We start from the raw sequence: 22,974 nt of genomic DNA on the forward strand, positions 1-22,974 counted from the left end.
AACGAATTTCTCTCGCAGTCTTCTCGCTTCCCCCGCCTACGTAACTTTTTCGAAACGTTGAGATACTCTGCATCTTTTATAAATTTAGGAGGCCCACAATGTCTGAACTCGGCGGAAGCCTGTTCCAACAACAATTGCTGGAAAACGGATACGGCCCCCGTTTCCACGCTTACTATTATAAACAATGGTCCGCCTACGAGATGGATTACCATCGCCATAATTCCACCGAGATCATGTACCTGATGAGCGGAAGCTGCATCGTGGACGTCATGGCGGACGAACGCGAAGAACGGTACCGGTTGAAAAAAGGCGAGCTGATCCTGCTGGACGCCAACGTGCCGCACCGCCTGATCGTCGAAAACGAAGTTGCCTGCCGGATGCTGAACGTGGAGTTTTCTTTTATATCGCTGGAGGCCGGAAGCGAGGCGGCGATCAGCATCAGCGCGCTCGCCAAGGAAGAAGCGGCGCTGGCGGAATTGCTGCAAACTCCTTTTGCCAGCCTGGTGCTGCCCGATCCCGAAGAAGTGCTGCATGCGCTGAAGTCGCTGGTGCTGGAACTGGACCGGCAGCACGGCAAACAGAACGTCATGGTGCGCCTGCTGTTCGCCGAGCTGCTGCTGCGTCTGGCCCGGCTGCACCGGGAGCAGTTGAATCCGAGCCGCCAGCACGCCCACCACTATATTCGCAAAGTGACGGAATATTTGCATCAAAACTATGATCGCGGCATTCGGGTCGAAGAAGTCGCGGCGGCGGTCAATCTGCATCCGGGCTATCTGCATCGGCTGTTCAAGCAGCACACCGGGCGCACGCTGACCGATTACTTGAACGCCCTGCGCATGGACAAAGCCAAAATGCTGCTCGCGGGCAGCGTGATTCCGATTGCCGATATCGCGGATTATGTAGGGATCGGAAGCCGGCAGTATTTCCATCTGCTTTTTCGAAAATACAGCGACTGCACGCCTACGGAATACCGCGAGCGTACCGAACCGGATTCGTGGAAAACGGCTGCTTTGGATCGACCTTTTCCCGAACGCGCAAATTCGTGATGCCTGATAAAAAGGTGAGGATTTTTGACACTTCTTCGCCAAAGTGGTCACGATATTGATAACGCTATCATAGAGCCTCCTGCTAAGATGAACGTGCAAGTTAACCTTGAGGATAGGGTGTAGCTTTTACAATCGGAGGGGATCTTCATGACAAGATTCAAAGTGGCTTTTATCGGTGCGGGAAGTATCGGATTCACGCGGGGACTGCTGCGCGACTTGCTCAGCGTGCCCGAGTTTGCGAATATCGACGTGTCGTTCATGGATATCGACCGCCGCAATCTCGATATGGTGACGGAACTGTGCCAACGGGATATCGACGAGAACGGACTTTCGATCAAGATACGTCCGACGACGAACCGGCGCGAAGCTCTGCAAGGAGCCAAGTACGTATTTTGTACAATCCGCGTCGGCGGGCTGGAAGCGTTCGCGACCGACGTGGACATTCCGCTCAAGTACGGCGTCGATCAGTGCGTCGGCGATACGCTGTCGGCGGGCGGCATTATGTACGGACAGCGCGGCATCGCCGAGATACTGGAGATCTGCCGGGATATCCGGGAAAAGGCGGCGCCGGACGTCTTGCTGCTCAACTACTCCAATCCGATGGCGATGCTCACCTGGGCATGCAACGTCTACGGCGGCGTGAAAACGATCGGCTTGTGCCACGGCGTTCAGCACGGCCATCATCAGATCGCGGAAGTATACGGGCTGGATAAAAAAGACGTGGATATTATCTGCGCGGGCATCAATCATCAGACGTGGTACATCTCCGCTGCGCACGAAGGCCGCGATCTGACGGAAGGGCTGCTGGAAGCGTTCGAGAAACACCCGGAATACAGCCGCACGGAAAAAGTCCGGATCGATATGCTGCGCCGCTTCGGCTACTACAGCACGGAATCGAACGGCCATCTGAGTGAATACGTGCCATGGTACCGCAAACGCAGCGACGAGATTCAGGACTGGATCGATCTGGGCAGCTGGATCAACGGCGAGACGGGCGGTTATCTGCGCGTATGTACCGAAGGGCGCAACTGGTTCGAGACCGATTTTCCGAACTGGCTCAAAGACCCGGCTTTCGAATACGGTGAGGGGCATAGGGGCGAGGAACACGGTTCGTATATCGTGGAAGGCTTGGAAACGGGACGCGTGTACAGAGGGCATTTCAACACGATCAACGGCGGCGTGATTACCAATCTGCCGGCCGACGCGATTATCGAAGCACCGGGCTACGTCGATCGCAACGGTATCTCGATGCCGGTCGTCGGCGATCTGCCGCTCGGAGCGGCTGCCGTGTGCAACGTGAGCATCTCCGTTCAGCGCTTGGCAGTGGAAGCGGCGGTACGCGGCGACGACAAGCTGCTGCGCCAAGCCTTCATGATGGACCCGCTCGTCGGTGCCGTGTGCAATCCGAAAGAAATCTGGCAGATGGTCGACGAAATGCTGGTAGCCGGGGAGAAGTGGCTGCCGCAGTACGGCGACGCCATTGCGGAAGCGAAGAAGCGGCTGGCTTCCGGCGACCTGATCCCGACCCGCGAAGGCAACCAAGGCGCGGCGCGCCTCAAAGTGAAGTCGGTCGAAGAAATGCAGCAGGACCGCGAAGCGGCGAACAAAAACGCGGGCGAGTCGGACAAAGGCAAAGACCGGGAGAAAGTGACGCAGGATTAAATAGGTCGGGACGAACGCCGAGAAAATCCGCAAGCAAACTCCATCAAACGAAAAAAGCGAAAATCCCCGTTTCCGAGGGACTTTCGCTTTTTGGCGTGGATATATCGGACTACGAGTGAATTACAATTCGGTGACTCGTGAAGCGAATCATGAATCAAGTATCTTTAAAATAAATACGTAAATCCAGTTAATTTGGAGTAATGAGTTCTGAGCATAAAATAACGACCCATATCCATTTATTCGAGAAGAATGATTGTGATTTGGCGGAAAGCGCATGATTTAAATGGATATGTGTTTTTATTTTCTCGAAACGATCGAAAACGGCAAAAATAAATGGATATTTGCAGGTATGGATTGGCTGGGTATAGTGGTTGGAATTTTTTTCTTCACGGGATTTTTAAAAAGTCTCGGATATCGTCCTTCACTTGATAGTCGGAGCGAAATCTTACCGTGTCGCCGTCATCTGTCAGATAGAAACGGTATAAGATAGGTTCGCCCGTATCGAAAACGATTTGATACAAGGCGGGTTCCTGTTCGGCGTCGGATGGGTAGTCCGGCGTGTAGACAGCCTGCCGAAGCATTTCGGTCAGCGTCTTGCCCTGCTCGCCGGAAGCGACGCGGATCGGCTGAACTTCGCCGAATGCATAGACGGAGACGGAAGAAGGCTCGGCACGCACAATCGACTTGAAATCCGCCTTCGGCAGTCTGTCATACTCGTCGTTCGCGTACAGTCGGTATCCGCCGATGTCGTTATCCGATTGCACGGCGACCAGGTCCTCCGGCGCAAATCCGTCTACCTGATACAGCTCCGTGCCTTTTTCCAAATAAGCGGCGTCTCCGGGTTTGCTGCGGTAAGCCGGATTATGAACGCTGCCGTCCAATTTTTTACGGACTTCGCCCACGACATCCCGCGTCACGGTATCGGGATCGCGCAGCACGCCGTTCGATACGTTCGTGTATGTGCCGTCGTCGGTTTTGACGAAGTCGACCCAATCGATCACCGTGGCTCGGTGCTGCCAATCCGCGCAGCCGACGATCAGGGTCAGGCAGGCCAGCAGCACCAGAGCGATTGCGCTGCTGTTTTTCGAATTTGTCTTTTTTTTCATCGTTCGTCCTCCTCGGTTACGATAGGTTTCGCGCCCGTTCGATCACGGATTCAAAAACTTCCGGATCGCGCCGTCCAACACCCATCCTTCCTTCAGGCGAACCGCTCCGTCGTCGGCCAGCCAAAAAGCATACAGGATCGGCTCGCCGTTATCCGGCACGATCTGATAATCGATCGGCGTTTTGCCGGCAACGGCCCCGGGCTTGGTTTCGCGAATCGGACTGCTTAACAGCCCGGCGAATTCGGCCGCTTCCGCGCCGGACGTTTCGCGCAGCGGATCGGGCGAACCCGCCGGATAGACGTCGATGGAAGCCGGGCGATCCTGCAGGATGCGATCCAGGTCTTGGCTCGGCAGCGCGTCGAAGCTTTCCTTCGCGTACAGCCGGTATCCGCCGATATGCTGCTCGGACGGTGCGGCCATAAGGTCTTGCGGATCGAATCCGTCCACGCGGTAGAGCTTCGTGCCTTTATCCAAAAAAGCGGCGTCTCCCGGCTTGGCCCGGTAATCCGGATCTTCGATATGATCGTACAACTTTTGCTCGACGGTGAACGCGATTTCTTCCGTGACCGTATCCGGATCGCGCAGCACGCCGTGATCCAAAGCCGTATACAGCGCATCCGGAGTCACGACGATATCGGGCCAGTCGATGTCGGCGACGACGCGGTATGAGGGGCCGGAACAGGCATTCAATACGAAGACAAGCAGGAGGACAAGCGCAGCGGGGAAGGCAGCCGACCGTTTTTCGAGAACCTTTTTCATGGAAGTAACGCCCCCTTTTCCTTTTGTCTTATGAACGCGCTTGACCGCAGGAATGTTTCCTTAGTACGGTTATGAGCAAATACGATTTTTCCAAAAGGAGCTTGGTCATGAACAAAACGATCGGCATGCTGGCTCACGTCGACGCGGGGAAAACGACGTTCGCCGAGCAGCTGCTTTATCATACGAACAGTATTCGGAGCCGGGGACGGGTGGATCACCGGGATGCGTTTATGGACAGCCACGAGATCGAAAAAGCGCGGGGCATTACCGTGTTCGCGGGACAGGCCGTGATGCGGTACAACGAATCGACCTACTATTTGCTCGATACGCCGGGGCATGCCGATTTCTCGGCCGAGATGGAGCGCGCGCTGCGCACGATGGATTATGCCGTGGTGCTGCTGAGCGCGGTGGAAGGCGTCGAAGGACATACGGAGACCGTTTGGCAGTTGATTAAGCGTTACGGGATTCCGGCATTCTTTTTCATCAACAAAACCGATCGGGAAGGCGCGGACGCGGAGCGGGTCTTGGGCGAGATTCGCAGTCTACTGACGGAGGACGCGGCCGACCTGGCGGATGCGCTCCGGATCGGCGGACCCGGCGAACCGCTGCTGATGGACGACTCGCTCAAAACGTTTTTGGCGGAGCGGGACGAGAGATTATTGGAAGCTTATCTGGAAGAACGGTTAACGTCCGAAGAGTGGAACCAAGCCCTGATCGACATGATCCGGCAGGGGCGGATGTATCCGTGCCTGCGCGGTTCGGCGCTGCTGGATATCGGCATTGCCGATTTTTTGGAGAAGTTCGATCGGCTGACGGTAACGAATTATGCGACGCAAGAGCAGGCGGCAGGCGAATCGTTTGCGGGAAACGTCTACAAGATCGGGCATGACGCGGGCGGTACCCGGCTGACGTACATCAAAGCGCTGCGAGGTTCGCTCGGCGTGCGGGAATTCGTGCAGTACGCAGGCAAAGGAAGCGCAAAGGACGGCGAGAAGAGCCTGCTGGAGGAAAAGGTCACCGGCCTCCGGATTTATAACGGGGAACGCTATGCGCAGGCGGATCGCGTCCATGCCGGAGATCTGTTCGCGGTCGTCGGTTTGACGGAGACGCGGGCCGGAGCGGCGGTCGGAGATGACGCCGACGAGCCGCTTCCGTTCGAGATGACGCCCACGTTGACCGCCGCCGTATCGTTTCCGCCGGAGCTGCCGGTCAAGGACGTGCTGCGGATCTTCCGCATGCTCGAGGACGAAGATCCCGCGCTCGGCTTGGCCTGGGAAGAAGAATTGCAGGAGCTTCAGATCCGGGTGATGGGCGCGATCCAGCTAGAAATCCTGACCAGCGTGCTGCGGGAACGTTTCGGCTTGGAGGTGACTTTCGGAGCGCCCGAAATCCTGTACAGGGAAACGGTAGCGGCCGCGGTTCGCGGATACGGACATTTCGAACCGCTGAAGCATTACGCCGAAGTCCATCTGGAAATACGGCCCGGCGAGCGAGGCAGCGGCGTCATATTCGCGGATGCCTGCCATGCGGACGATTTGTCGGTCGGTTACCGCAATCTGGTCGGGCAGCACGTGCGGGAGCGCGAACATCACGGCCTGCTGATCGGTTCGCCGTTGACCGACGTCAAGGTGACGCTGCTGACCGGACGCGCGCACAACAAGCATACCCACGGCGGTGATTTCCGCGAAGCGACGTTCCGGGCGCTGCGGCAGGGGTTGGAAAAGGCGGAGAACGTGCTGCTTGAACCGTGCTACCGTTTCCGGATCCGCGCCGAGCTTGAGCATATGGGCCGCATCATGGCCGACGTGCAGCAGGCGCACGGCATTTTCGATCCGCCGGAGACGAGCGAGACGCATCTTCTGCTGACGGGTATCGCGCCTGCGGCGACGTTCATGAATTACGGGACGGAGCTGGCTTCGTTCACGCGGGGAAAAGGCCTGCTGAGCTTGACTTACGGCGGCTACCGACCTTGTCATAACGCGGAAGAGGTGATCGCGCGCCGCGGATACGACAAAAACGCCGACCCGCTGTACACGTCCTCGTCGATGTTTTGCGCCAAAGGCGCAGGGTATTCGGTGCCGTGGGACGAAGCGGAGGCGGCGATGCATTTGTTATAGTCTGGACTCCGAAAGACCTGATCGGCAGCGAAGCGGATACGCGGAGAATAACGCTTTGCTGCCGACCAGGTTTTTTTGCGCGCGGATCTTTTCCAAATTATAGAATATCGTGTTGACTTTTCGTTCTTACCCTCCTAAAATCATCTATGCAAAGAATTTGATTAATAATTTACATAAAAGTTAACTTAAGTAAATTGACTTTGCAGAGAGGAGATTAAGCGAAACTTTAAGGTTACCGGAAAAATGAAAGCGTTATCTATTCGACGTATATTTCACTGCGGAAAGGAATGAGCGAAGATGAAACGCAAACGGTTCATTTTGTTGTTGGCTCTGGTCGTCATGGCAACCACGTTCAGCGACGTCCGAAGTTATGCGGCGCATTGGGGCTTGAGCGGGGACGTCGGCGTGCACGATCCGTCGATCATCAAGGAAGGCAACAGCTGGTATGTCTTTTCGACGGGCGAAGGTCTGCAAGTATTGCGCTCGGACAACGGCACGGACTTTTACCGCGTGCCGCAGATTTTCCTGAGCGCGCCGTCCTGGTGGAAAACGTACGTGCCGAAGCAGGAGCCGATGGACGTATGGGCGCCCGACGTCAAAGCGTACAACGGCAAAGTGTGGTTGTACTATTCGATCTCGACGTTTACCAAAAACACGTCCGCGATCGGTCTCGTTTCGGCGAGCAGCGTCGGAGCGGGCAATTGGAAAGACGAAGGCGTCGTCATTTCCACCAACGGCACGCAGAATTATAACGCGATCGATCCGGAACTCGTGATTGACGCAAAAGGAGACCCGTGGCTGGCGTTCGGTTCGTTCTGGACGGGGCTGAAGCTGACCAAACTCGACAAAAATACGATGAAGCCGACAGGCAGCCTGTATTCGATCGCGCAGCGCACCGTGAACGACGGAGCGATCGAAGCGCCGTCCATCACGTATCGCGGCGGCTATTATTATTTGTTCGCTTCGATCGACAGCTGCTGCTCGGGCGTGAACAGCACGTACAAAATCATTTACGGACGTTCCAAAAACATCACCGGACCCTACGTCGACAAAAACGGCGTCAGCCTGATGAACAACGGCGGCACGATCCTCGATTCCGGCAACGCGCGTTGGAAAGGCCCGGGCGGTCAGGACGTGTACGACGCCAATCTGATCGTTCGCCATGCTTACGATGCGGAAGACGAAGGCAAGCCGAAACTGCTCATCAGCGACTTGATCTGGGATTCTGGCGGTTGGCCGAGTTATTGAACAGGTTTGTATCCGCGAACGGTTGAATATTGCAAGCGTCCGCGTTGCGCGTTATTCTTGTAGAAGCAAGAGGCATCGGCCTCGAACTCTCAAATCTACAAGGAATCGAGCGATAAATCCATGATTACACTCAAAAGCGAACGCGAAATTCAGAAAATGGACGCGGCCGGCGACGTGCTGGCGGCCTGCCATAAAGAAATCGCGAAAATGATCAAACCGGGCGTGACCACGATGGAGATCGACCGGTTCGTCGAGAAGTTCCTCAAGCAGCACGGCGCCACGCCGGAGCAAAAAGGTTATAACGGTTACGAGTACGCGACATGCGCTTCGATCAACGACGAAGTCTGCCACGGCTTTCCGCGCCGCCAGCCGCTCAAAAGCGGCGATATCGTCACGATCGACATGGTCGTCAACCTGAACGGCGGCTTGGCCGATTCGGCCTGGACGTACGCGGTCGGCGAGATTTCCGAGCAGGACCGCCGCCTGATGGAAGTCACGCACCGCGCATTGGAGCTGGGCATCGAGCAGGCGGTTGCAGGCAATCGTCTGGGCGATATCGGCCATGCGATTCAAAGCTACGTCGAAGCCGAAGGTTTCTCGGTCGTGCGCGAGTTTACCGGACACGGCATCGGACCGACGATCCACGAAAAGCCGCAGGTGCTGCATTACGGCGAGCCGGGCAAAGGCCAGCGCCTGAAAGAAGGCATGGTTATCACGATCGAGCCGATGGTCAACGTCGGAGTCTGGCAGACCTCGCGCGACGACAACGGCTGGACCGCCCGTACGGAAGACGGCTTGAACTCCGCCCAGTACGAGCATACGCTGGCGATTACCAAAGACGGCCCGCGGATTCTGACGTCGCAAGACTGAGGCTGAAGCCGGACGGTTTTGCGTGAATCGGGAACTGCGGGCTTGAGCGGCTTATGGCCGATCAGGCTTGTCGAAGAATGAAAAAGAGCACGGGAAACCGATCATCATCGGATTCCGTGCTCTTTGCTTTTTTCGCAAATTCGAAAATCGAAGTTTGCCTGTAAAAACTGCCTGAATCAACCTTCTTCGATGCCCAACTGCTCCCTCAGGTGCGCAATCACCATTTCTTGATCGAATACTTCTTCGTCCGACATCGCATGCGCGTAAACCAACGTGCGGCCGTTTACGTCGAAGTAGTCGGCATGCACGTAAAAATCAGGTCCGTTCGGAACGGAAGGCCGTTCGTCGATCGTGACATAGGCGCTTGCGAAGACATGCTTTTCCGTATAGCTTCGCTCGCCCCAATCCTTCAGAATCGGCAGATAGACGGACGCGAATTCGCCGTCCTGCGGGTTTTCAAGAATAGAGACGATCGGGTCGTGTTCCCACACGCCCAGGCCTTTGCCGTCAAGCACGACGATGCCCATCTGCTGCTCGTTGGCAAGCAGCATCAACTTGGTCGGATGCTCGGCATCCGTCGAATAACCTTCATCCACGATCGTATCGTCGGCGTGAAAGCCGTACGTGCGCAAATTCGAGGAGAGGTTGAAAATAAAGAAGTAAGAAAAGAGCAGGGCGGCAATCGCGACGACAAGGGTGAGCTCAACGCTCCGGCGTACTCTCATGTTATCCCTCCTTTGCTGATCGGGGCAAAATGAGCGGTCGTTCCGAGATGAAAAGCCCCTCGCTTTCATTGTAAAGGTCTGGAGCTTGAAAGGCCAGGGATTTTGCGATTTTAGACGAAAAAAAGCCGCTTATCGGCAAAAAACGCCGTTAGCGGACTTTTTTGAGTCATTATTGTGACAAGGCGCATTCCTGCTTGTTCGGAAGCGAATTATCGCGCTTCCGTCTTTACATGCTTCCCGCGCTTCCGTCCGTCGGCTTGCCGCCGACGCCCGAGGTGCGCAAAGAATCTTGTACGTCGGATTTGACGTCGCGGGCAGCCGAGACGGATTCTTCTTTCAGTTCTTTCACCGCGCCGAGCGTTTCCTTAACGACGCCTGTTACTTCCTGGCTTTTTTCCACGAGGGCATGACCTCGTTCATTGATGGCAGGCCCGTTGTCGCGCAGCGCTTCGATCGCGTCCATCGCTTGATAGCGAATCCGTTCGCCTCGTTCGGTAGCGACGATGACGGCGGCTCCGGCTCCGATCAGGGCACCTGCGGCGGCGCCGATTGCGGCAGTGGTAATAAAGGATTTATCCATGAGTAGTTCTCTCCCTTCAATATAAAATCTCTGTTCGTTATTACCCGAAGCTGAGCGGTTCTAACAATATGAATAGAGATACAGTTTCATTCTTTACATAAAAAGCGATCGTTTCAAACTTCCTCTTAACATTTCATTGGTATTCTGATACCCGACTGGAGAGGGGTTTCCAGAATACGGATCGGGGAGCGAATCATGCTTAAAACTTGGGTACGCGCATTATCTGTCATGTTGGCTTTTGTTTTATTATTGGGTGTTTTGGCGCCGGGCTTGTCCATGCGTCATGCCGCCGCGGAGGGCGAGGCAGCGGCGAACATCTTTTCTGAGGAAGGATCGCAGTCGTATACATATGCCGAAAACGATTCGCAGACCGTATCGCAGGCCGTTTACGAAAACGTTTATACGCCGGAGTCCGTCGTACTGAGTTTTAACGGCGATCCGTCCACAAGCATGGGCTTCGCCTGGTACGCATCGGAAAATGTTACGGCGACCAAGCTCGAAGTGATCGAAGCCGCTCAATTGGAAAACGGCGCTTTCCCGGCCTCCGGAGCGAAATCGTATGAAGGAACGTCGGTCACGACTGCCGTCTACGAAAACAAAGCCGCTAAAGATATCGGAGTGAAAACAACCTATACCAGCCATAAAGTCGTTGCGGATAACCTGATTCCGGGCACGACCTACGCTTATCGCGCAGGCGACGGCATGACTGATCATTGGAGCGAAGTTGCCGAATTCACGACCAAGAAGTCGGGTAAAGAAGACTTTGATTTCCTGTTCACGACCGATTCCCAAGGAACGACGCAAGAAGATTTCGAAATTTGGAACAATGTGCTTGAAGCCGGAGTTAACCGGTTCCCGAAATCCGAGTTCATCGTGATTTCCGGCGACCAGGTCGATCACGGCGATCGCGAAGAACAGTGGAAATGGTTTTTCGGAGAAGCGCGAAATATTTTGACCCAGCTGCCCCTGATGCCGGTAGTCGGTAATCACGAGAGCAAAAACTACGATAATTTCGCGACGCATTTCAATCTTCCGAACCTGTCGAACACGGGCGCGAAGCCGGACGGTTCCGTGTACGCGTTCGATTACGGCCCGATTCATTTCATGGTGCTCAACACCGAATATTCGGGAAGCAGCAGCAATGCGGAGATTAAAAGCATTTACGAGAATCAGGTTCAGTGGTTGAAAAACGAAGCAAGCAATACCGATCAAAAATGGAAAGTGGTCGTGCAGCATAAAGCGCCTTATTCGGTAGCGAGCCACGTGGACGATACCGACGTTCAATACTTCCGCCAAAATCTGACGAAAGTATTCGACGAATTGGACATCGATCTGGTGCTGAGCGGACACGATCACACGTATACGCGCAGCTATCAAATGAAAGATAACGTACCGTTGACGGATATCAAGCCGGGTACGGACGGTTTCGTCAACAATCCCGAAGGCACGCTGTACCTGATCACCAACGCGGCGGGCAAAAAGATGTATCAACCGAAACCGAACCGCACGTTCGATTATGCGGCGAAATACGGCCAGCCGAATCTGCCGATGTTCACCGGATTCCGGGTGACCGGCGATACGCTCAGCTTCGAAACGTATACCGTCAACGATGACGGAACGTCCAAAATTTATGACAGTTACGGCATTCGCAAATCGGAACAACCGATCGAAACGCCGAAAGTAAGCAAAGTAACGGCGACGTTCAACGGCGACAGCCAGACGTCGAAAGGATTTGCCTGGTACACGCCGGCTTCCGTAAAAGGCACGGATGTACAAGTGATCGAAAAAGGCGCTGCTGACTTTGCGCAGGCGCTGCAATTTACCGGAAGCAGCTATACGTCGACCAATTCGGCTGAAGAGACGGTGCATAAAGCCGTGGCTTCCGGTCTGACGCCGGGCAAAACGTATCAGTATCGCGTCGGAGATGCTTCGCTGAACGTATGGAGCGAGACCGGCACTTTCCGCACCGACGACGGCAACAACGCCTTTACCTTCATCGATTTGGCCGATACGCAGGCGAAAGAAGAAGAGGAAGCGATGCTGTCGGCCGAAACGCTGCAAAAAGCGCTGCAAACCGTGCCGGACGCCGAGTTCGTGGTGCATAACGGCGATATCGTCGATACCGGTACCAAAGAAGAACAATGGAATTGGCTGCTTGGCCATTCGCAGGAGAGTCTGCTGCAAACGACCATCGCGCCGTCCGCAGGCAACCACGAAGACGAAAACTATGCGTTTATCGACCACTTCAACCTGAATACGCCGGAAGGATCGGCAACCGAGACCGGAGCTTACTACTCGTACGATTACGGCAACGCCCACTTTATGGTGCTGAATTCGAACGAAGATTCCGCGGAATACGCCAACTTCTCGGCCGATCAAGTGGAATGGATGAAAAAAGATGCGCAAGCCGCCAAAGCGGCAGGTGCCGAGTGGATCATCGTCAACATTCACAAAGGTCCATACACGACATCCAACCATGCGACGGATAAAGACATCATCGGCGAAAACGGCGTGCGCAGCAAAATCGCTCCGTTGATGGCCGAACTTGAGATCGACTTCGTTTTGCAAGGACATGACCATATCTACGCCCGTACCAAGCCGATCCAAAGCAGCGGCAAAGCCGGAGAGGCTTCCGTTATTAAAGAAACCGTCGGCGGGCAAAGCGTCGAATACACGGTCAACCCGGACGGCAGCATCTACCTGATCCCGGCTACCGCAGGAGCGAAAGTCTATTACAAAAATCAAAAACCTGCGCTCGGCGATGCTTACTACAATTTGTTCGAGCGGGCGGAAGAAAATCATGCCGCGAAATACGGTCCTGATCCGTCGAACAATACGCGTCCCGTACGCGGACAAGTGCAGAATTTCGTCGCGATCACGATCGACGGCGGTCGTTTGACGGCCACCACGTATGAAATCGATCAGAATATCGACAATGCCGAACCGTTCGTGATCGACCGGTTCGGCATATTGAAACAAACCGAATCGCCGGGCGGAGGTACGCCTTCGATTCCTTCCGAACCGTCAAACCCGTCGCCGACGTTCCCGGTTCCTTCGCCTGCGACTCCGGTAACGCCGACGCCTGCCGTTCCGGCGCCGACCACGCCGGCACCGACAACACCAGTACCGACAACACCAACGCCTCCTGCGGATAACGCATCCGTGCCGCAGCCGACGTTTGGCGACGTTGCCGGACATTGGGCGGAATCCGCCGTACTTCGAGCGGTATCGGCCGGATTCGTCACCGGCTACGCCAACGGCGATTTCCGTCCGAATGCGAAAGTCACGCGCGCGGAATTCGTGACCATGATCGTTCGTGCGCTGGATCTGCCTGTTCAAGCAAGCGCACCTTCTTTCACGGACAATAACCGTGTCGGAACCTGGGCGGTTCCTTCCGTAGCGGCAGCCGTAGAAGCCGGATTGATTAGCGGATATGCCGACGGCACGTTCCGTCCCGGCAACGCGATGACCCGTACCGAATTGACGGTTACGATCGCGCGTGCAGCCAAGCTGCCGATCGATCCTTCGGCGAAGCTGTCGTTCGGCGACGCGGCGGATATCCCGAAATGGGCCGTTCCGTACATTGCGGCCGCCCAAAAAGCCGGCCTTGCGGGCGGCGTAGGCGGCGGACGCTTCGCTCCGAACCAGCAAGCGACCCGCGCTGAAGCGGTGAGCATGATCTTGGCGATGTTGAACAAGTAACCGACATCCTGCTTTTCATGGCAAGCCTCAGAACCTCGTCTCCGCTCGAATGCGGAAGCGAGGTTCTTTTTTTGTAATCAAAGCTTAAAAAAAAGAAATTCGCTATACTGAAAGCATAGAGACAAGCAGCCAAAGGAGCCCTCCCATGAACATCCGACACAACGACCAAACCATCGAATTCCACGTCGAATACGCCAAACGCAAAAAGATCTACGTCCAGATCGATTCGAACGGCCTCGTTACCGTCAAAGCGCCGAACGGCATGCCGGAAGAAGCGATCTGCCAAGCCGTGGCGCTTCAAGGAGACTGGATTCTGCAAAACAAAGCCAAGCAGGACAAAGCGCGCGAGGCACCCAAACCGAAAGAATACCGCGAAGGCGGCGAAGGAGATTTTCTGCATCTCGGCCGCCGCTGCCGGCTGGACGAGCTGATCCCGACCGAAGGCCGGACCGAAGAGCAGCTGCGCGCCGACCTCAAGAAGTTCTATTTTTCCAGCTGCAAAAAAATCGTGAACGAACGGATCGGCGCTTACGCCAAGCAGCTCAAGGTCGAGCCGAAATCGATCGAGATCATCGAATCGACGACCAAATGGGGCAGCTGCGACTCGAAAAAAAGGCTCAACTTCAATTATCTGCTGGCGATGGCGCCCGTGCAGGCGATCGATTACGTCATCGTGCACGAACTGTGCCATCTTCATCACATGAACCACGACCGTTCGTTCTGGCGCAAGCTGGGCAGCGTGCTGCCGGATTACAAGGAACGCGAAGCGTATTTGAATCGGTACGGGAATTTTATGGTGATGTAAGATGAAGCGCGAAGAAGAAAAGCAATTGTCTGCCGCTCCCAATCCGTACGCCGAACTCCCTGCTTTTATCGAACGTTCCGGCCTTGAAGTCAACGGTCTCGTTCTGCTGCAAAAAGGTCAACCTGTGCTGGAGTGGTATCGGAAGCCTTATCGACGCGGCATGCCGCAGTTGCTGTATTCGCTTAGCAAAAGCTTCACTTCGATCGCCGTAGGCATCGCTTGCGACCAAGGAATGCTGAAGCTGGACGATGCCGTGATTTCCTTTTTCCCGGATCAAAGGCCCAACGAAATCACGCCTCACTTGCCTGCCATGCGTATCCGGCATTTGTTGTCGATGACCGCGGGACATGAAGAGGATATTTATCCGATCGTGAGGTCGCGGCAAGACTGGGCATCCGCCTTTTTGGAGCAGCCCGTGGAAAAGGAGCCGGGCACGCATTACCGCTACAGCACCATGTCCACCTATATGCTGTCGGCGATCGTCGAACGCGTCTCGGGGTTGAATCTGGTCGATTTTCTGATGCCGACGCTGTTCGAACCGCTGGATATCGTCCGTCCCGTCTGGGAAACTTGTCCGCTCGGCGTGACCGCCGGGGGGATGGGCTTAAGCTTGCCTACGGAGGACGTGGCGAAGTTCGGACAGATGCTGCTTAACGGCGGAATGTATAACGGAAAAAGGATCGTCTCGGCTGAATACGTCACATTGGCTTCCGCGGAGCAAAGCGACAACCGTCTCGGCGTTTCGCCGCAGCGGATCGATTCCCGGCAGGGATACGGCTTTCAGTTCCATCTTTGCCGCTTCGGCGCATACCGGGGAGACGGATCGTTCGGTCAATTGTGTCTGGTTTCGCCCAAGCACGATCTCGTTGTTGCGGCTAATTGTGCTTTTCCGAGCATGACCAAGCTGCAAACGCTGTTGGATCGGATTTTCGAGTTGTCGGGGGAGATCACGGAACTGCCTTTTCATATGGATCAAACGTATGCGTTGGACGATAATCCTGCGAATCTGCACGCTGTTACGTTCCGCCCCCTGCCCGATGGTTTTGATCTGACGATGGAGTATGGAGGAACAGGGGCACGCAGCGAAACCCTCCCTTTTGCATATGACCGATCTGTGGAAACGGAAGGCGTGTTCGTCAAAGACTTGATGCTGCACCGCCAGCGTGTCGTGACTTCGGTTGAACGAATCTCGGAAGATACCGCCGCGTTACGACTCACCCTTCGCTATATCGAAACGCCTTACGCAGTGACTTATACGGTTCAGGCTGTAGAGGAACACATTCGTTTGAGCTTTGCGGTCAATGTTTCTTTCGGATTCAACAGCTATGAGGCTTCGGGAAAGATAAGCGGCATCCCCCTGGTGCGTTAACCGTTTTGACTCGATAATTCGGCACGGCAAAACCTTCCCGAGCGTATTTGTTACCGAATTTTAACCTCAAAATGACAATGTAGGTGCGTGCTGTCACTTTCCGGCTTCCATAGTTTGCTATACTGGCGGCGAACGAGGAGGTTAACATCATGAAGACACCGCATCGCTTTTCGATAAATGCCAGCTGGCTGGCCGCTTTGGTTCTTGCAGGAGGTCTGCTCGCAGGCTGTACGGTCGGAGCCGGACTTTCGCAAAAAAGCACCTCGCCGCTGCCCGTACCCCCTTCTTCCGTGGTCTACGAACCCGCAGGTAAAGAAGCACCGTCTCTATCAAGCAAAACCGAGGCCGCCAAGCCGGAGCCTTCGCAAGAACTGTATTTGGATAACGGCCTTACAGGTTGGAAAATAGAAGCACGAGTCGATGACGCATTCCGCGTGGACAATACGATTTACCGGACTGAAGACAAAGGCGCAACATGGACCGAGCTTGACGATTCGCAAAAAGGCTCGTTTCCGACAGGAGCCGTCAGAGCCTTCAGGTTCGCGGACGATACCCGAGGCTGGGTGTCGGTCGATACGCTTGAATCAGGCGATCCGCGTCTTTACGAGACGAAGGACGGAGGAGTCAGTTGGAGCAAGACCGAACTGAAAGTTCCGGCCGATTTCCGCGAAGCCTGGTTCGAACCCAAGGCCCCGATCCTGTTCGAAGGCACGCAATTGGGCGTATTTATTGCACAGACCGGATATGCAGCCGACGGGCACGACGTTAATCCGTTATTGTTTTACGTAACCGCCGACGGCGGAGCCACCTGGTCCGATCCGCTGCAAAGCGAACAGGGGGAGCTGAACGGGTTGATCTGGAAAACCAAACGCCTCTCCGACGGAGTGGGTCGCAGCTGGTCGATCACCATCGAAGGCCGCACCTGGACGTTTGAACGTAGTGCGACAGTTGAAGGGGGATAGTAGCCGGATAACCGACTCTCGGGTTGCTCTCGAAAGTCAATTCGGCGGGGGAAGCGAGAAGACTGCGAGAAAAATTGCCAGCATACGCTTCCGAAGTGCATTTCTTCGAAATGCTTCACAAGACGCTGTCTCACTCGGAAAATGGATTGAATGTCAATAAGGAAGTTTCCGAGTTCAAAGGCGTCTTGAACTGAATTTTTCTCTCCGTCTTCTCGCTTGCAGCTAGGTTGGACTTTCTCGATACTCCAGGAGCCGGTTATCCGGCTCCTTTTTTGATAGATTTTTTGAGGTTGACCTGTCCCCGGAGAGCGGGTTTAGGATAAAAGTAGACTCAACATGGAGGCGATGATAGGCAGATACGCGAAGTGTGCGAGGCTTGCGGACTGACTCGAAAAGCGGTGGATTATGATGAACGACAAGGTCTGATTCACCCGCGATACGCGGAGCACGGTTATCGGAATTTTACTGAACAGGATCTTCTCCTGGCTCAAACGCCCATCCGTGCAAAACGCCATGCAAGGCGTCACCGGCTTCGTCCTCCTCGGCTTCGGCGTAAAGCTAGCGTCAGAACGCCGCTCTTAAATTTTTGATCTTGTCTTTCTTTTGCCTTTTCTTTTTTCTTTCTCTTAACTCCCACCACGAAGCGCCAAATTTCTCCCGAAGCCCCTCGCGCTTCCCCTCACCCGTCCAACTGTTTCGTTTCCCCGCCCCGAATCTCAACCGTTTGCCCGTCCGCCGTGATCCATACCGCGATCGCGGACGGATTATGCACGATCGACCCGCTCACCGAGAACTCCAATCTCCGCAGCGCTTCCAAATAATCCGCGATTTCGATATTCGTCGCGTACCAGATGTCTTCGCGTCCCGACAGATCGGCGCAGAATTGTTCGATCTCCTGCCAGTTATCGTCGTTGTCGAACTCGAAGCTGTGTCCCCATACGTAAAGCAAAGTCAGATTCGCATAGTGGGCAGGCGGCGACAGCTCCAGGAATTTTTCCCCGTACTCGCGCATCTGCTTGTGATGACAGGTCGGATGCCAAGTCAGCGGACGGACCGGCACATGGAACTGTCCGGTCGACTCCACCGTCCGACAGTAGCGAATCCCCAGCGAACCGAGCGTCTGCGCGACTTCTTTCGTATACGTACCGAACGGATACGACATGCCGCGCACCGGATAACCGACCAATTCCTCCAACGCGCCGCGATCGTCCATCACCTCCATAATCAGTCGCTCCCGCGGAATCCGTTCCAGAAACGGATGCGTCACGGTATGGGCCGACACTTCATGTCCGGCGTAGAGCGAAGCAATCTCTTCGTACGCCACATAATCGGGTTCGTCGAATTTGCCGGAGTTCAAGTGGAAGGTTGCTTTCAGCTTATGGCGATTAAAAATTTCGACGAGGCGCCGGTCCTGCGTGCGTCCGTCGTCGTAACTGAACGTTAACGCTTTGTGCCGTCCGCCGGGAAAAAGGTTCAAGCTGATATTCATAAATGCCTCCTTGGTTGGGCAAGCTTTAGGCGGAATCCATATGAGCTAAGCTTGCCTTTTATGCGGATTGCTCCCGATTCCACGAATAGAATACGCTTACGGCCCGGAACGGTCAATGATTGAAGAACATGAAAATTCGATATTCTTTGTAAAAAGTGAACGCAGAACCTCGTAATCCGCTCTATAGCGGGTAAAATAACGGTAAGAGGAAGAAGGCGAGTCGGCGCTCCGGCAGCAGGCCCCTTTTCCGAATCACCCGAAACGGGAGGGATCGTCCATGTGGAGACTGTTTATCAGACCCGAGAAGAAGAAGCCCAAGCGTCATGTGCCGACGAAGGAAGAGACGGAAGAATTGTGGTTCCGCTATTTTTACGAAACCCATCCCCGGCTCGAACTGAAAGAATGGGCGCGCCGTTTGCATATTTTTCGTTTTTGCCGCGCCAATGCCGATCAGACGGGGGATCGCGATCGACTGATGGCCGCGCTGCGCGTAACCTCGTTGGAGGAATTGGAACAGACCTGCGCCAAGCTGGGCATTACGCTGGAACGACTGCCGGAGACGGACGAAGCCAGCGCGGCGGCGGACGGATTCCGTATTCCGAGCTATATCAACCTGCGTCAGCCCGGTCATTTGAAGCTGTTCGGATTGCCCGCGCATGTGTGGGTTCGCCGCGAGCGTCTGGTGATTACGATCTCGGATGCGGATAAGCCGTTCGACGTCACGCCGCGCACGATCAAGGCGGTGGAGAAGATCGAAGCCAAACTCCGGGAATTGGGGCTGGTGAGCCAGATCGTCGATCCTCCTTTGAATGACAAACATTGCCTGGCTCCGAAGTTTTATCCCGAATATTTTTCTTGATGCGGCTTTGAATCCGTCCCGGGACGATAGGCGAAAAGGAGGAACGGATGACGAAACATCTGATCAATCTGTACGATTGGACCGCCGACGAGATCGAAGCTTTGTTCGAGTCGGCGGATCGTTTGCGTTCGCGCCCGAAGCGTGAGCGAATGCTGGAAGGACGAACGTTTTTGCTTTTTTTCCCAGAGTCCAGTTTGCGCACCCGATTGACGTTTGAGCGCGGTATTCGGGAGCTGGGCGGGGATTGCGTAATGTTCCCGCCGTCCACTTTGGATAAACGCGAAGAACTGCGGGATGTCGCCGGGTATGCTGCCAACTGGGCGGATGGCTTGATCGTGCGGCATGCGGATGAGCCGCGTCTGCGCGAGCTTGCCGAATCTTCGCCGATCCCGGTTGTCAACGCCATGACCTCTTTAAGCCATCCATGCGAAATTTTGGCCGACCTCTATGCGTTAAAGCAGCGGCGTCCGGATTATCGGAACCTGATTTACGTTTACGTGGGGCCGATGAGCAATATCGGACGAAGCTGGGCGAACGCGGCACAGGTGATGAATTTGGAATTTCGCCATGTTTGCGCGGAAGGCTACGAGCTCGAACCCGGCGAAGCGTACCCGAATGACGTCGCTACTCTCCGGAATTATAACTTTTACACGGATATCGAACAGGCTTTGAACGGTAGCGACGTGATTCTGACCGATTCGCTGCCGGATGATCTGCGTACGCCGGATTATGCGGGAAAATATCAGGTCACGGCAGAACGGTTGCGGCTTGCGAATCCCGGAGCGCTTCTCAATCCTTGTCCGCCTTTTTATCGGGGCGAAGAGGTATCTGACGATGCGATCGAGTCTGAACAGTTCGTGGGGTATGCGTTCAAGCGCTACTTACTGACGGTTCAGCAAGCGATTATTTTGTCCTTGCAGCAAACCGGCAAAAAGGAGGGCGGCGCGAAATGAGCGGATTATGGAAAAGGTCCGACGACCCGCGCGGCGACTTCCAAGTCTCGCCGGAAGAGCGTTGGCTGCGTTATTTGTATGAGCGGCATTCGCCGGAAGAGCTGGTCGAATGGGGAAAAAAGCTGCGTTATCTGCGCTATCGCCGGGCAAGCGGCGGACACGCGGGCGACGGAGACCGGCTTGCCGCCGCGATTCGCTTCGAAGGACGCGAGCAGTTGGAGTCGGTCTGCGAAGCGCTCGGAATCGTTTTGCGGCCGCTCGCGCCAGGCGAGGAAGATCCGGTTTGGCGTCCCTGCGTCAAAGATTACCCCGATCTGGGTCAACCGGGACATACGGAGATCGGAGGCGTTCCGGCTTTCGTCTGGATTTATCGCGACCGCTTGGCGATCAGCGTGTCCGATCCGGACAATCCGTACGAGGTCAGCGCGCCTACGGTCGATGCGGCCGCGGGAGGGCTGGAAGAGCGTCTGCATCCGCTGCGGGAGCTGTTGATCCAGCCGCCCGACCCAAGCCGGAATTGCGTATGTCCCGAGCATTACCCCGAGCTGTTCGAGCCTTGAATCTTCATAACGCGTGAAAGGCAGGTTTTCGCATTCGGCGGGAATCTGTCTTTTTTGCTTTTCGAACTTTTTTTCGGGAATAATTGAGAAAAAGGGAAAACGCGAACGAATACATAAACGAGCACGATGATGAAGGAACAGGAGAGGAGGTCGGCCAGTGATCGATGATCGAAAAATTCAGCAAGCGCTGATCGCGCGGGAACCGCAGGCTTTGGAACAGGTCATGGACGCTTACGCCGGGCTGCTGTGGTCCGTGGCGCAGTCCGTGTTACATACCGATTCGGCGCAGGAGATCGAAGAATGCGCGGCGGACGTCTTTTTCGAATTGTGGCAAAAGCCGGAGGCTTACGATCCCGAAAAAGCAAGCCTGAAAACCTATCTGGCGACGGCGATCCGTTACAAAGCGATCGACCGCTGCCGTAAATTGAGCCGGGACTCTACTTTTTCGCTGCACGAGAATGACATTTACAACGAGAATATTGCAGAGGCTTTGGAACGAGAAGAAGCAGCGGAAGCGTTGAAACAAGCTGTACAGGAACTGCCCGAACCGGAACGGGAAATTGTGCGTCGACGTTTTTACCAGGGACAAAAAGCCGGAGAAATTTCCGACATGATGTCATTGGACGTCAGGCAGGTGCAAAATCGATTGTATAGAGCCAAGCAAAGACTAAGGCATTGGTGGATCAAGAAACAAAGAGGAGAGGAGTAGGATCTATGAGTGCAAGAAAAGAAGCAGAATTTTCGGCAGAAAGCCTGAAACGTATTAAGCAAGATGTTTATCAACGTGCGGGTCTGGTCACTGCAGAATTACCGGTACGATCTAAACGAACAAGACGAAATTTAGGTCGAAAAGCCGGAATTGCCGCGTCAGTCGTGCTCGCACTTGTCGTAGCAGCTGGAGCCGCCAATGCGTCCGGTTGGATCGACCTTAGCCGCGTTCTCGGGTATATCGGTGCAGACCGAGTGGGATTATTAAAATCGATCAATCAAAGTAGTGAGGATCAGGGAATCGTAATGAATGTGCTTGGAGCCGTGCGAGACGGAGAGGCGGCAGAAATTTATGTGAGTTTGCAGGATAAAGCCGGCCATCGTATAGATCCTACATTGGATATCTATGATTTCTTTGTCGAAGGAGCTTCCTCACACAATGCGCAAACTATTCATTATGATTCCCGAACGGGACAAGCAACCGTACGCTTTTTGGTTACGGGAAAGATGCAAAATCGGATGACCTTGCGAATCACCTCTTTTTTGCGGGGAGCCCATAGGGACGAACATTATGATCCCCGGCTGGATCTAACCCATTTGCTGAAATCGCAGCCTTCGCAGCCTCATGAGGTTTTGAAAAATTTGGACGGCGTCGGAGGCATGGGCGGACCGAAAATGCTCGAAGCAAAGGAAACGGACGAACTGCATGTACTTCCTCTGAATAAGATGTCCGTGCCTTTACCGGGAATGGATTGGATCAAGATTTCGAACATAGGTTTTGTGGATGATAAGCTGCATATTCAATTAAATCGCGAGGGAAAGATGGCCGCTTACAATCATGGTTACTTCTATTTTTCCGAAAAAGAAGCAAGTGCAGAAACGAATTACGAATATTCTATATCGAGAGGACTTTATAAACACGCTGACGGGAGCCGGGCGGGAGATTATGAAGAGTATGTGTTCGATATTTCGAGCATCGAGCAGCTTGAAGAGATGAAGCTTCAGGGTTATTTTGTCGAGTATGAGGAATGGATCCAAGGGGATTGGGAAGTGACTTTTGATCTGGAACAAGTATCGAAGAAGCTTGAAGGCAAAACAAAGTTCGATTGGGAAGGTGCACAGGTGCATGAGGTCGAAGTGTCGCCGCTTGGGATCATATTAAAGGGCAGCAATTTTGACAATATCGACTGGACAAATCCTGATCTCGTACAAAAGCTGGGTTTAGTAGTCCATTTTAAAGACGGCACTGAAATTCCGGCGACCTCTGGTTTTATTCAACACGATGAAGGTCCTGTCAAATGGATCGCCTCTGAACCCTTGTCCGTGAATGATGTGACCTCCGTCAGCTTAAACGGTCAGAGCATCATTGTGAAGTAATACAAGCGTGAACATAGACAAATTCCTTTTCCAACCTCCCTCTACGTGTTAAAATACATCAGTTATCTACAGACACA

At 54.5% G+C, this 22,974-nt stretch carries 20 protein-coding genes; 15 read left to right on the plus strand and 5 right to left on the minus strand.

Features of this window, described 5'->3' with window-relative positions; translation table 11 throughout:
* Positions 1–98: 98 nt before the first annotated feature.
* Positions 99–1,046 (plus strand): helix-turn-helix transcriptional regulator, encoded by a 948-nt coding sequence (locus HRQ63_RS22800; protein ID WP_172247458.1) that lies wholly within the window; start codon positions 99–101, stop codon positions 1,044–1,046.
* A gap of 147 nt (positions 1,047–1,193) precedes the next feature.
* On the plus strand, positions 1,194–2,708 hold the full coding sequence (gene melA / locus HRQ63_RS22805) for an alpha-glucosidase/alpha-galactosidase (RefSeq protein ID WP_172247459.1): 1,515 nt from the start codon (positions 1,194–1,196) through the stop codon (positions 2,706–2,708).
* 386 nt (positions 2,709–3,094) lie between these two features.
* On the opposite strand, the gene HRQ63_RS22810 is transcribed toward melA, so the two are convergent.
* Both HRQ63_RS22810 and HRQ63_RS22815 read right to left on the minus strand, forming a co-directional pair.
* Positions 3,095–3,814, minus strand: coding sequence for a hypothetical protein (locus HRQ63_RS22810; protein ID WP_172247460.1), 720 nt, complete (start codon positions 3,812–3,814; stop codon positions 3,095–3,097).
* Positions 3,815–3,856: 42 nt separating this feature from the next.
* Positions 3,857–4,573, minus strand: coding sequence for a hypothetical protein (locus HRQ63_RS22815; protein ID WP_172247461.1), 717 nt, complete (start codon positions 4,571–4,573; stop codon positions 3,857–3,859).
* Positions 4,574–4,680: 107 nt separating this feature from the next.
* On the opposite strand from HRQ63_RS22815, the gene HRQ63_RS22820 reads away from it, so the two are divergent.
* From HRQ63_RS22820 to map, 3 genes are all read left to right on the plus strand, one after another.
* Positions 4,681–6,690: a GTP-binding protein gene (locus tag HRQ63_RS22820; RefSeq protein WP_172247462.1), complete on the plus strand. Its 2,010-nt coding sequence runs from the start codon at positions 4,681–4,683 to the stop codon at positions 6,688–6,690.
* A gap of 339 nt (positions 6,691–7,029) precedes the next feature.
* Positions 7,030–7,938, plus strand: a complete 909-nt coding sequence (gene abnA, locus HRQ63_RS22825; RefSeq protein WP_229714158.1) for an arabinan endo-1,5-alpha-L-arabinosidase AbnA — start codon at positions 7,030–7,032, stop codon at positions 7,936–7,938.
* A gap of 120 nt (positions 7,939–8,058) precedes the next feature.
* Positions 8,059–8,808 (plus strand): type I methionyl aminopeptidase, encoded by a 750-nt coding sequence (map, locus tag HRQ63_RS22830; RefSeq protein ID WP_037284366.1) that lies wholly within the window; start codon positions 8,059–8,061, stop codon positions 8,806–8,808.
* A 176-nt stretch (positions 8,809–8,984) separates the two neighbouring features.
* On the opposite strand, the gene HRQ63_RS22835 is transcribed toward map, so the two are convergent.
* Together HRQ63_RS22835 and HRQ63_RS22840 are read right to left on the minus strand one after the other, a co-directional pair.
* Positions 8,985–9,533 (minus strand): hypothetical protein, encoded by a 549-nt coding sequence (locus HRQ63_RS22835; protein WP_172247464.1) that lies wholly within the window; start codon positions 9,531–9,533, stop codon positions 8,985–8,987.
* A 226-nt stretch (positions 9,534–9,759) separates the two neighbouring features.
* Complete coding sequence (locus tag HRQ63_RS22840) at positions 9,760–10,113, minus strand: YtxH domain-containing protein (protein ID WP_188525545.1); 354 nt, start codon at positions 10,111–10,113, stop codon at positions 9,760–9,762.
* A 195-nt stretch (positions 10,114–10,308) separates the two neighbouring features.
* Here HRQ63_RS22840 and HRQ63_RS22845 point away from each other — a divergent pair, with 195 nt between their 5' ends.
* From HRQ63_RS22845 to HRQ63_RS26405, 5 genes are all read left to right on the plus strand, one after another.
* Entirely contained in the window at positions 10,309–13,815 is a 3,507-nt protein-coding gene (locus HRQ63_RS22845) for an S-layer homology domain-containing protein (protein ID WP_172247465.1), read from the plus strand.
* A gap of 145 nt (positions 13,816–13,960) precedes the next feature.
* Positions 13,961–14,620: a M48 family metallopeptidase gene (locus HRQ63_RS22850; RefSeq protein WP_172247466.1), complete on the plus strand. Its 660-nt coding sequence runs from the start codon at positions 13,961–13,963 to the stop codon at positions 14,618–14,620.
* Between the two features lies 1 nt (position 14,621).
* On the plus strand, positions 14,622–15,989 hold the full coding sequence (locus HRQ63_RS22855; RefSeq protein WP_172247467.1) for a serine hydrolase domain-containing protein: 1,368 nt from the start codon (positions 14,622–14,624) through the stop codon (positions 15,987–15,989).
* A gap of 149 nt (positions 15,990–16,138) precedes the next feature.
* Entirely contained in the window at positions 16,139–16,951 is an 813-nt protein-coding gene (locus HRQ63_RS22860) for a WD40/YVTN/BNR-like repeat-containing protein (RefSeq protein WP_172247468.1), read from the plus strand.
* A gap of 365 nt (positions 16,952–17,316) precedes the next feature.
* Positions 17,317–17,541: a MerR family transcriptional regulator gene (locus tag HRQ63_RS26405; protein ID WP_172247469.1), complete on the plus strand. Its 225-nt coding sequence runs from the start codon at positions 17,317–17,319 to the stop codon at positions 17,539–17,541.
* A gap of 89 nt (positions 17,542–17,630) precedes the next feature.
* Here HRQ63_RS26405 and HRQ63_RS22870 read toward each other — a convergent pair whose 3' ends face one another.
* Complete coding sequence (locus HRQ63_RS22870) at positions 17,631–18,440, minus strand: polysaccharide deacetylase family protein (protein ID WP_172247470.1); 810 nt, start codon at positions 18,438–18,440, stop codon at positions 17,631–17,633.
* Positions 18,441–18,717: 277 nt separating this feature from the next.
* Here HRQ63_RS22870 and HRQ63_RS22875 point away from each other — a divergent pair, with 277 nt between their 5' ends.
* The 5 genes from HRQ63_RS22875 to HRQ63_RS22895 all read left to right on the plus strand — a co-directional run bounded on the left by HRQ63_RS22875 (position 18,718) and on the right by HRQ63_RS22895 (position 22,897).
* The gene (locus tag HRQ63_RS22875) at positions 18,718–19,299 is read left to right on the plus strand and encodes a hypothetical protein (protein ID WP_172247471.1); all 582 of its coding nucleotides are present in this window, start codon (positions 18,718–18,720) and stop codon (positions 19,297–19,299) included.
* Between the two features lie 47 nt (positions 19,300–19,346).
* Complete coding sequence (locus tag HRQ63_RS22880) at positions 19,347–20,252, plus strand: ornithine carbamoyltransferase (protein ID WP_172247472.1); 906 nt, start codon at positions 19,347–19,349, stop codon at positions 20,250–20,252.
* Positions 20,249–20,812 (plus strand): hypothetical protein, encoded by a 564-nt coding sequence (locus HRQ63_RS22885; RefSeq protein ID WP_172247473.1) that lies wholly within the window; start codon positions 20,249–20,251, stop codon positions 20,810–20,812. Before HRQ63_RS22880 ends, HRQ63_RS22885 begins: the two co-directional genes overlap by 4 nt.
* Positions 20,813–20,969: 157 nt before the next feature.
* Positions 20,970–21,521, plus strand: a complete 552-nt coding sequence (locus tag HRQ63_RS22890) for an RNA polymerase sigma factor (RefSeq protein ID WP_172247474.1) — start codon at positions 20,970–20,972, stop codon at positions 21,519–21,521.
* A gap of 5 nt (positions 21,522–21,526) precedes the next feature.
* Positions 21,527–22,897: a hypothetical protein gene (locus HRQ63_RS22895; protein ID WP_172247475.1), complete on the plus strand. Its 1,371-nt coding sequence runs from the start codon at positions 21,527–21,529 to the stop codon at positions 22,895–22,897.
* The last annotated feature ends 77 nt before the right edge of the window (positions 22,898–22,974 follow it).

The sequence above is a fragment of the Saccharibacillus endophyticus genome (assembly GCF_013185185.1).
Classification (GTDB): domain Bacteria; phylum Bacillota; class Bacilli; order Paenibacillales; family Paenibacillaceae; genus Saccharibacillus; species Saccharibacillus endophyticus.

Excerpts from the sequence above, each read along its gene's own strand:
- HRQ63_RS22800 (WP_172247458.1), top strand. The coding sequence starts at position 99 with ATGTCTGAACTCGGCGGAAGCCTGTTCCAACAACAATTGCTGGAAAAC.
- melA (WP_172247459.1), top strand. The coding sequence starts at position 1,194 with ATGACAAGATTCAAAGTGGCTTTTATCGGTGCGGGAAGTATCGGATTC.
- map (WP_037284366.1), top strand. The coding sequence starts at position 8,059 with ATGATTACACTCAAAAGCGAACGCGAAATTCAGAAAATGGACGCGGCC.
- HRQ63_RS22810 (WP_172247460.1), bottom strand. The coding sequence starts at position 3,814 with ATGAAAAAAAAGACAAATTCGAAAAACAGCAGCGCAATCGCTCTGGTG.
- HRQ63_RS22895 (WP_172247475.1), top strand. The coding sequence starts at position 21,527 with ATGAGTGCAAGAAAAGAAGCAGAATTTTCGGCAGAAAGCCTGAAACGT.
- HRQ63_RS22875 (WP_172247471.1), top strand. The coding sequence starts at position 18,718 with ATGTGGAGACTGTTTATCAGACCCGAGAAGAAGAAGCCCAAGCGTCAT.
- HRQ63_RS22835 (WP_172247464.1), bottom strand. The coding sequence starts at position 9,533 with ATGAGAGTACGCCGGAGCGTTGAGCTCACCCTTGTCGTCGCGATTGCC.
- HRQ63_RS22860 (WP_172247468.1), top strand. The coding sequence starts at position 16,139 with ATGAAGACACCGCATCGCTTTTCGATAAATGCCAGCTGGCTGGCCGCT.
- HRQ63_RS22855 (WP_172247467.1), top strand. The coding sequence starts at position 14,622 with ATGAAGCGCGAAGAAGAAAAGCAATTGTCTGCCGCTCCCAATCCGTAC.
- HRQ63_RS22870 (WP_172247470.1), bottom strand. The coding sequence starts at position 18,440 with ATGAATATCAGCTTGAACCTTTTTCCCGGCGGACGGCACAAAGCGTTA.
- HRQ63_RS22885 (WP_172247473.1), top strand. The coding sequence starts at position 20,249 with ATGAGCGGATTATGGAAAAGGTCCGACGACCCGCGCGGCGACTTCCAA.
- HRQ63_RS22880 (WP_172247472.1), top strand. The coding sequence starts at position 19,347 with ATGACGAAACATCTGATCAATCTGTACGATTGGACCGCCGACGAGATC.
- HRQ63_RS22820 (WP_172247462.1), top strand. The coding sequence starts at position 4,681 with ATGAACAAAACGATCGGCATGCTGGCTCACGTCGACGCGGGGAAAACG.
- abnA (WP_229714158.1), top strand. The coding sequence starts at position 7,030 with ATGGCAACCACGTTCAGCGACGTCCGAAGTTATGCGGCGCATTGGGGC.
- HRQ63_RS22845 (WP_172247465.1), top strand. The coding sequence starts at position 10,309 with ATGCTTAAAACTTGGGTACGCGCATTATCTGTCATGTTGGCTTTTGTT.
- HRQ63_RS22850 (WP_172247466.1), top strand. The coding sequence starts at position 13,961 with ATGAACATCCGACACAACGACCAAACCATCGAATTCCACGTCGAATAC.
- HRQ63_RS22815 (WP_172247461.1), bottom strand. The coding sequence starts at position 4,573 with ATGAAAAAGGTTCTCGAAAAACGGTCGGCTGCCTTCCCCGCTGCGCTT.
- HRQ63_RS22840 (WP_188525545.1), bottom strand. The coding sequence starts at position 10,113 with ATGGATAAATCCTTTATTACCACTGCCGCAATCGGCGCCGCCGCAGGT.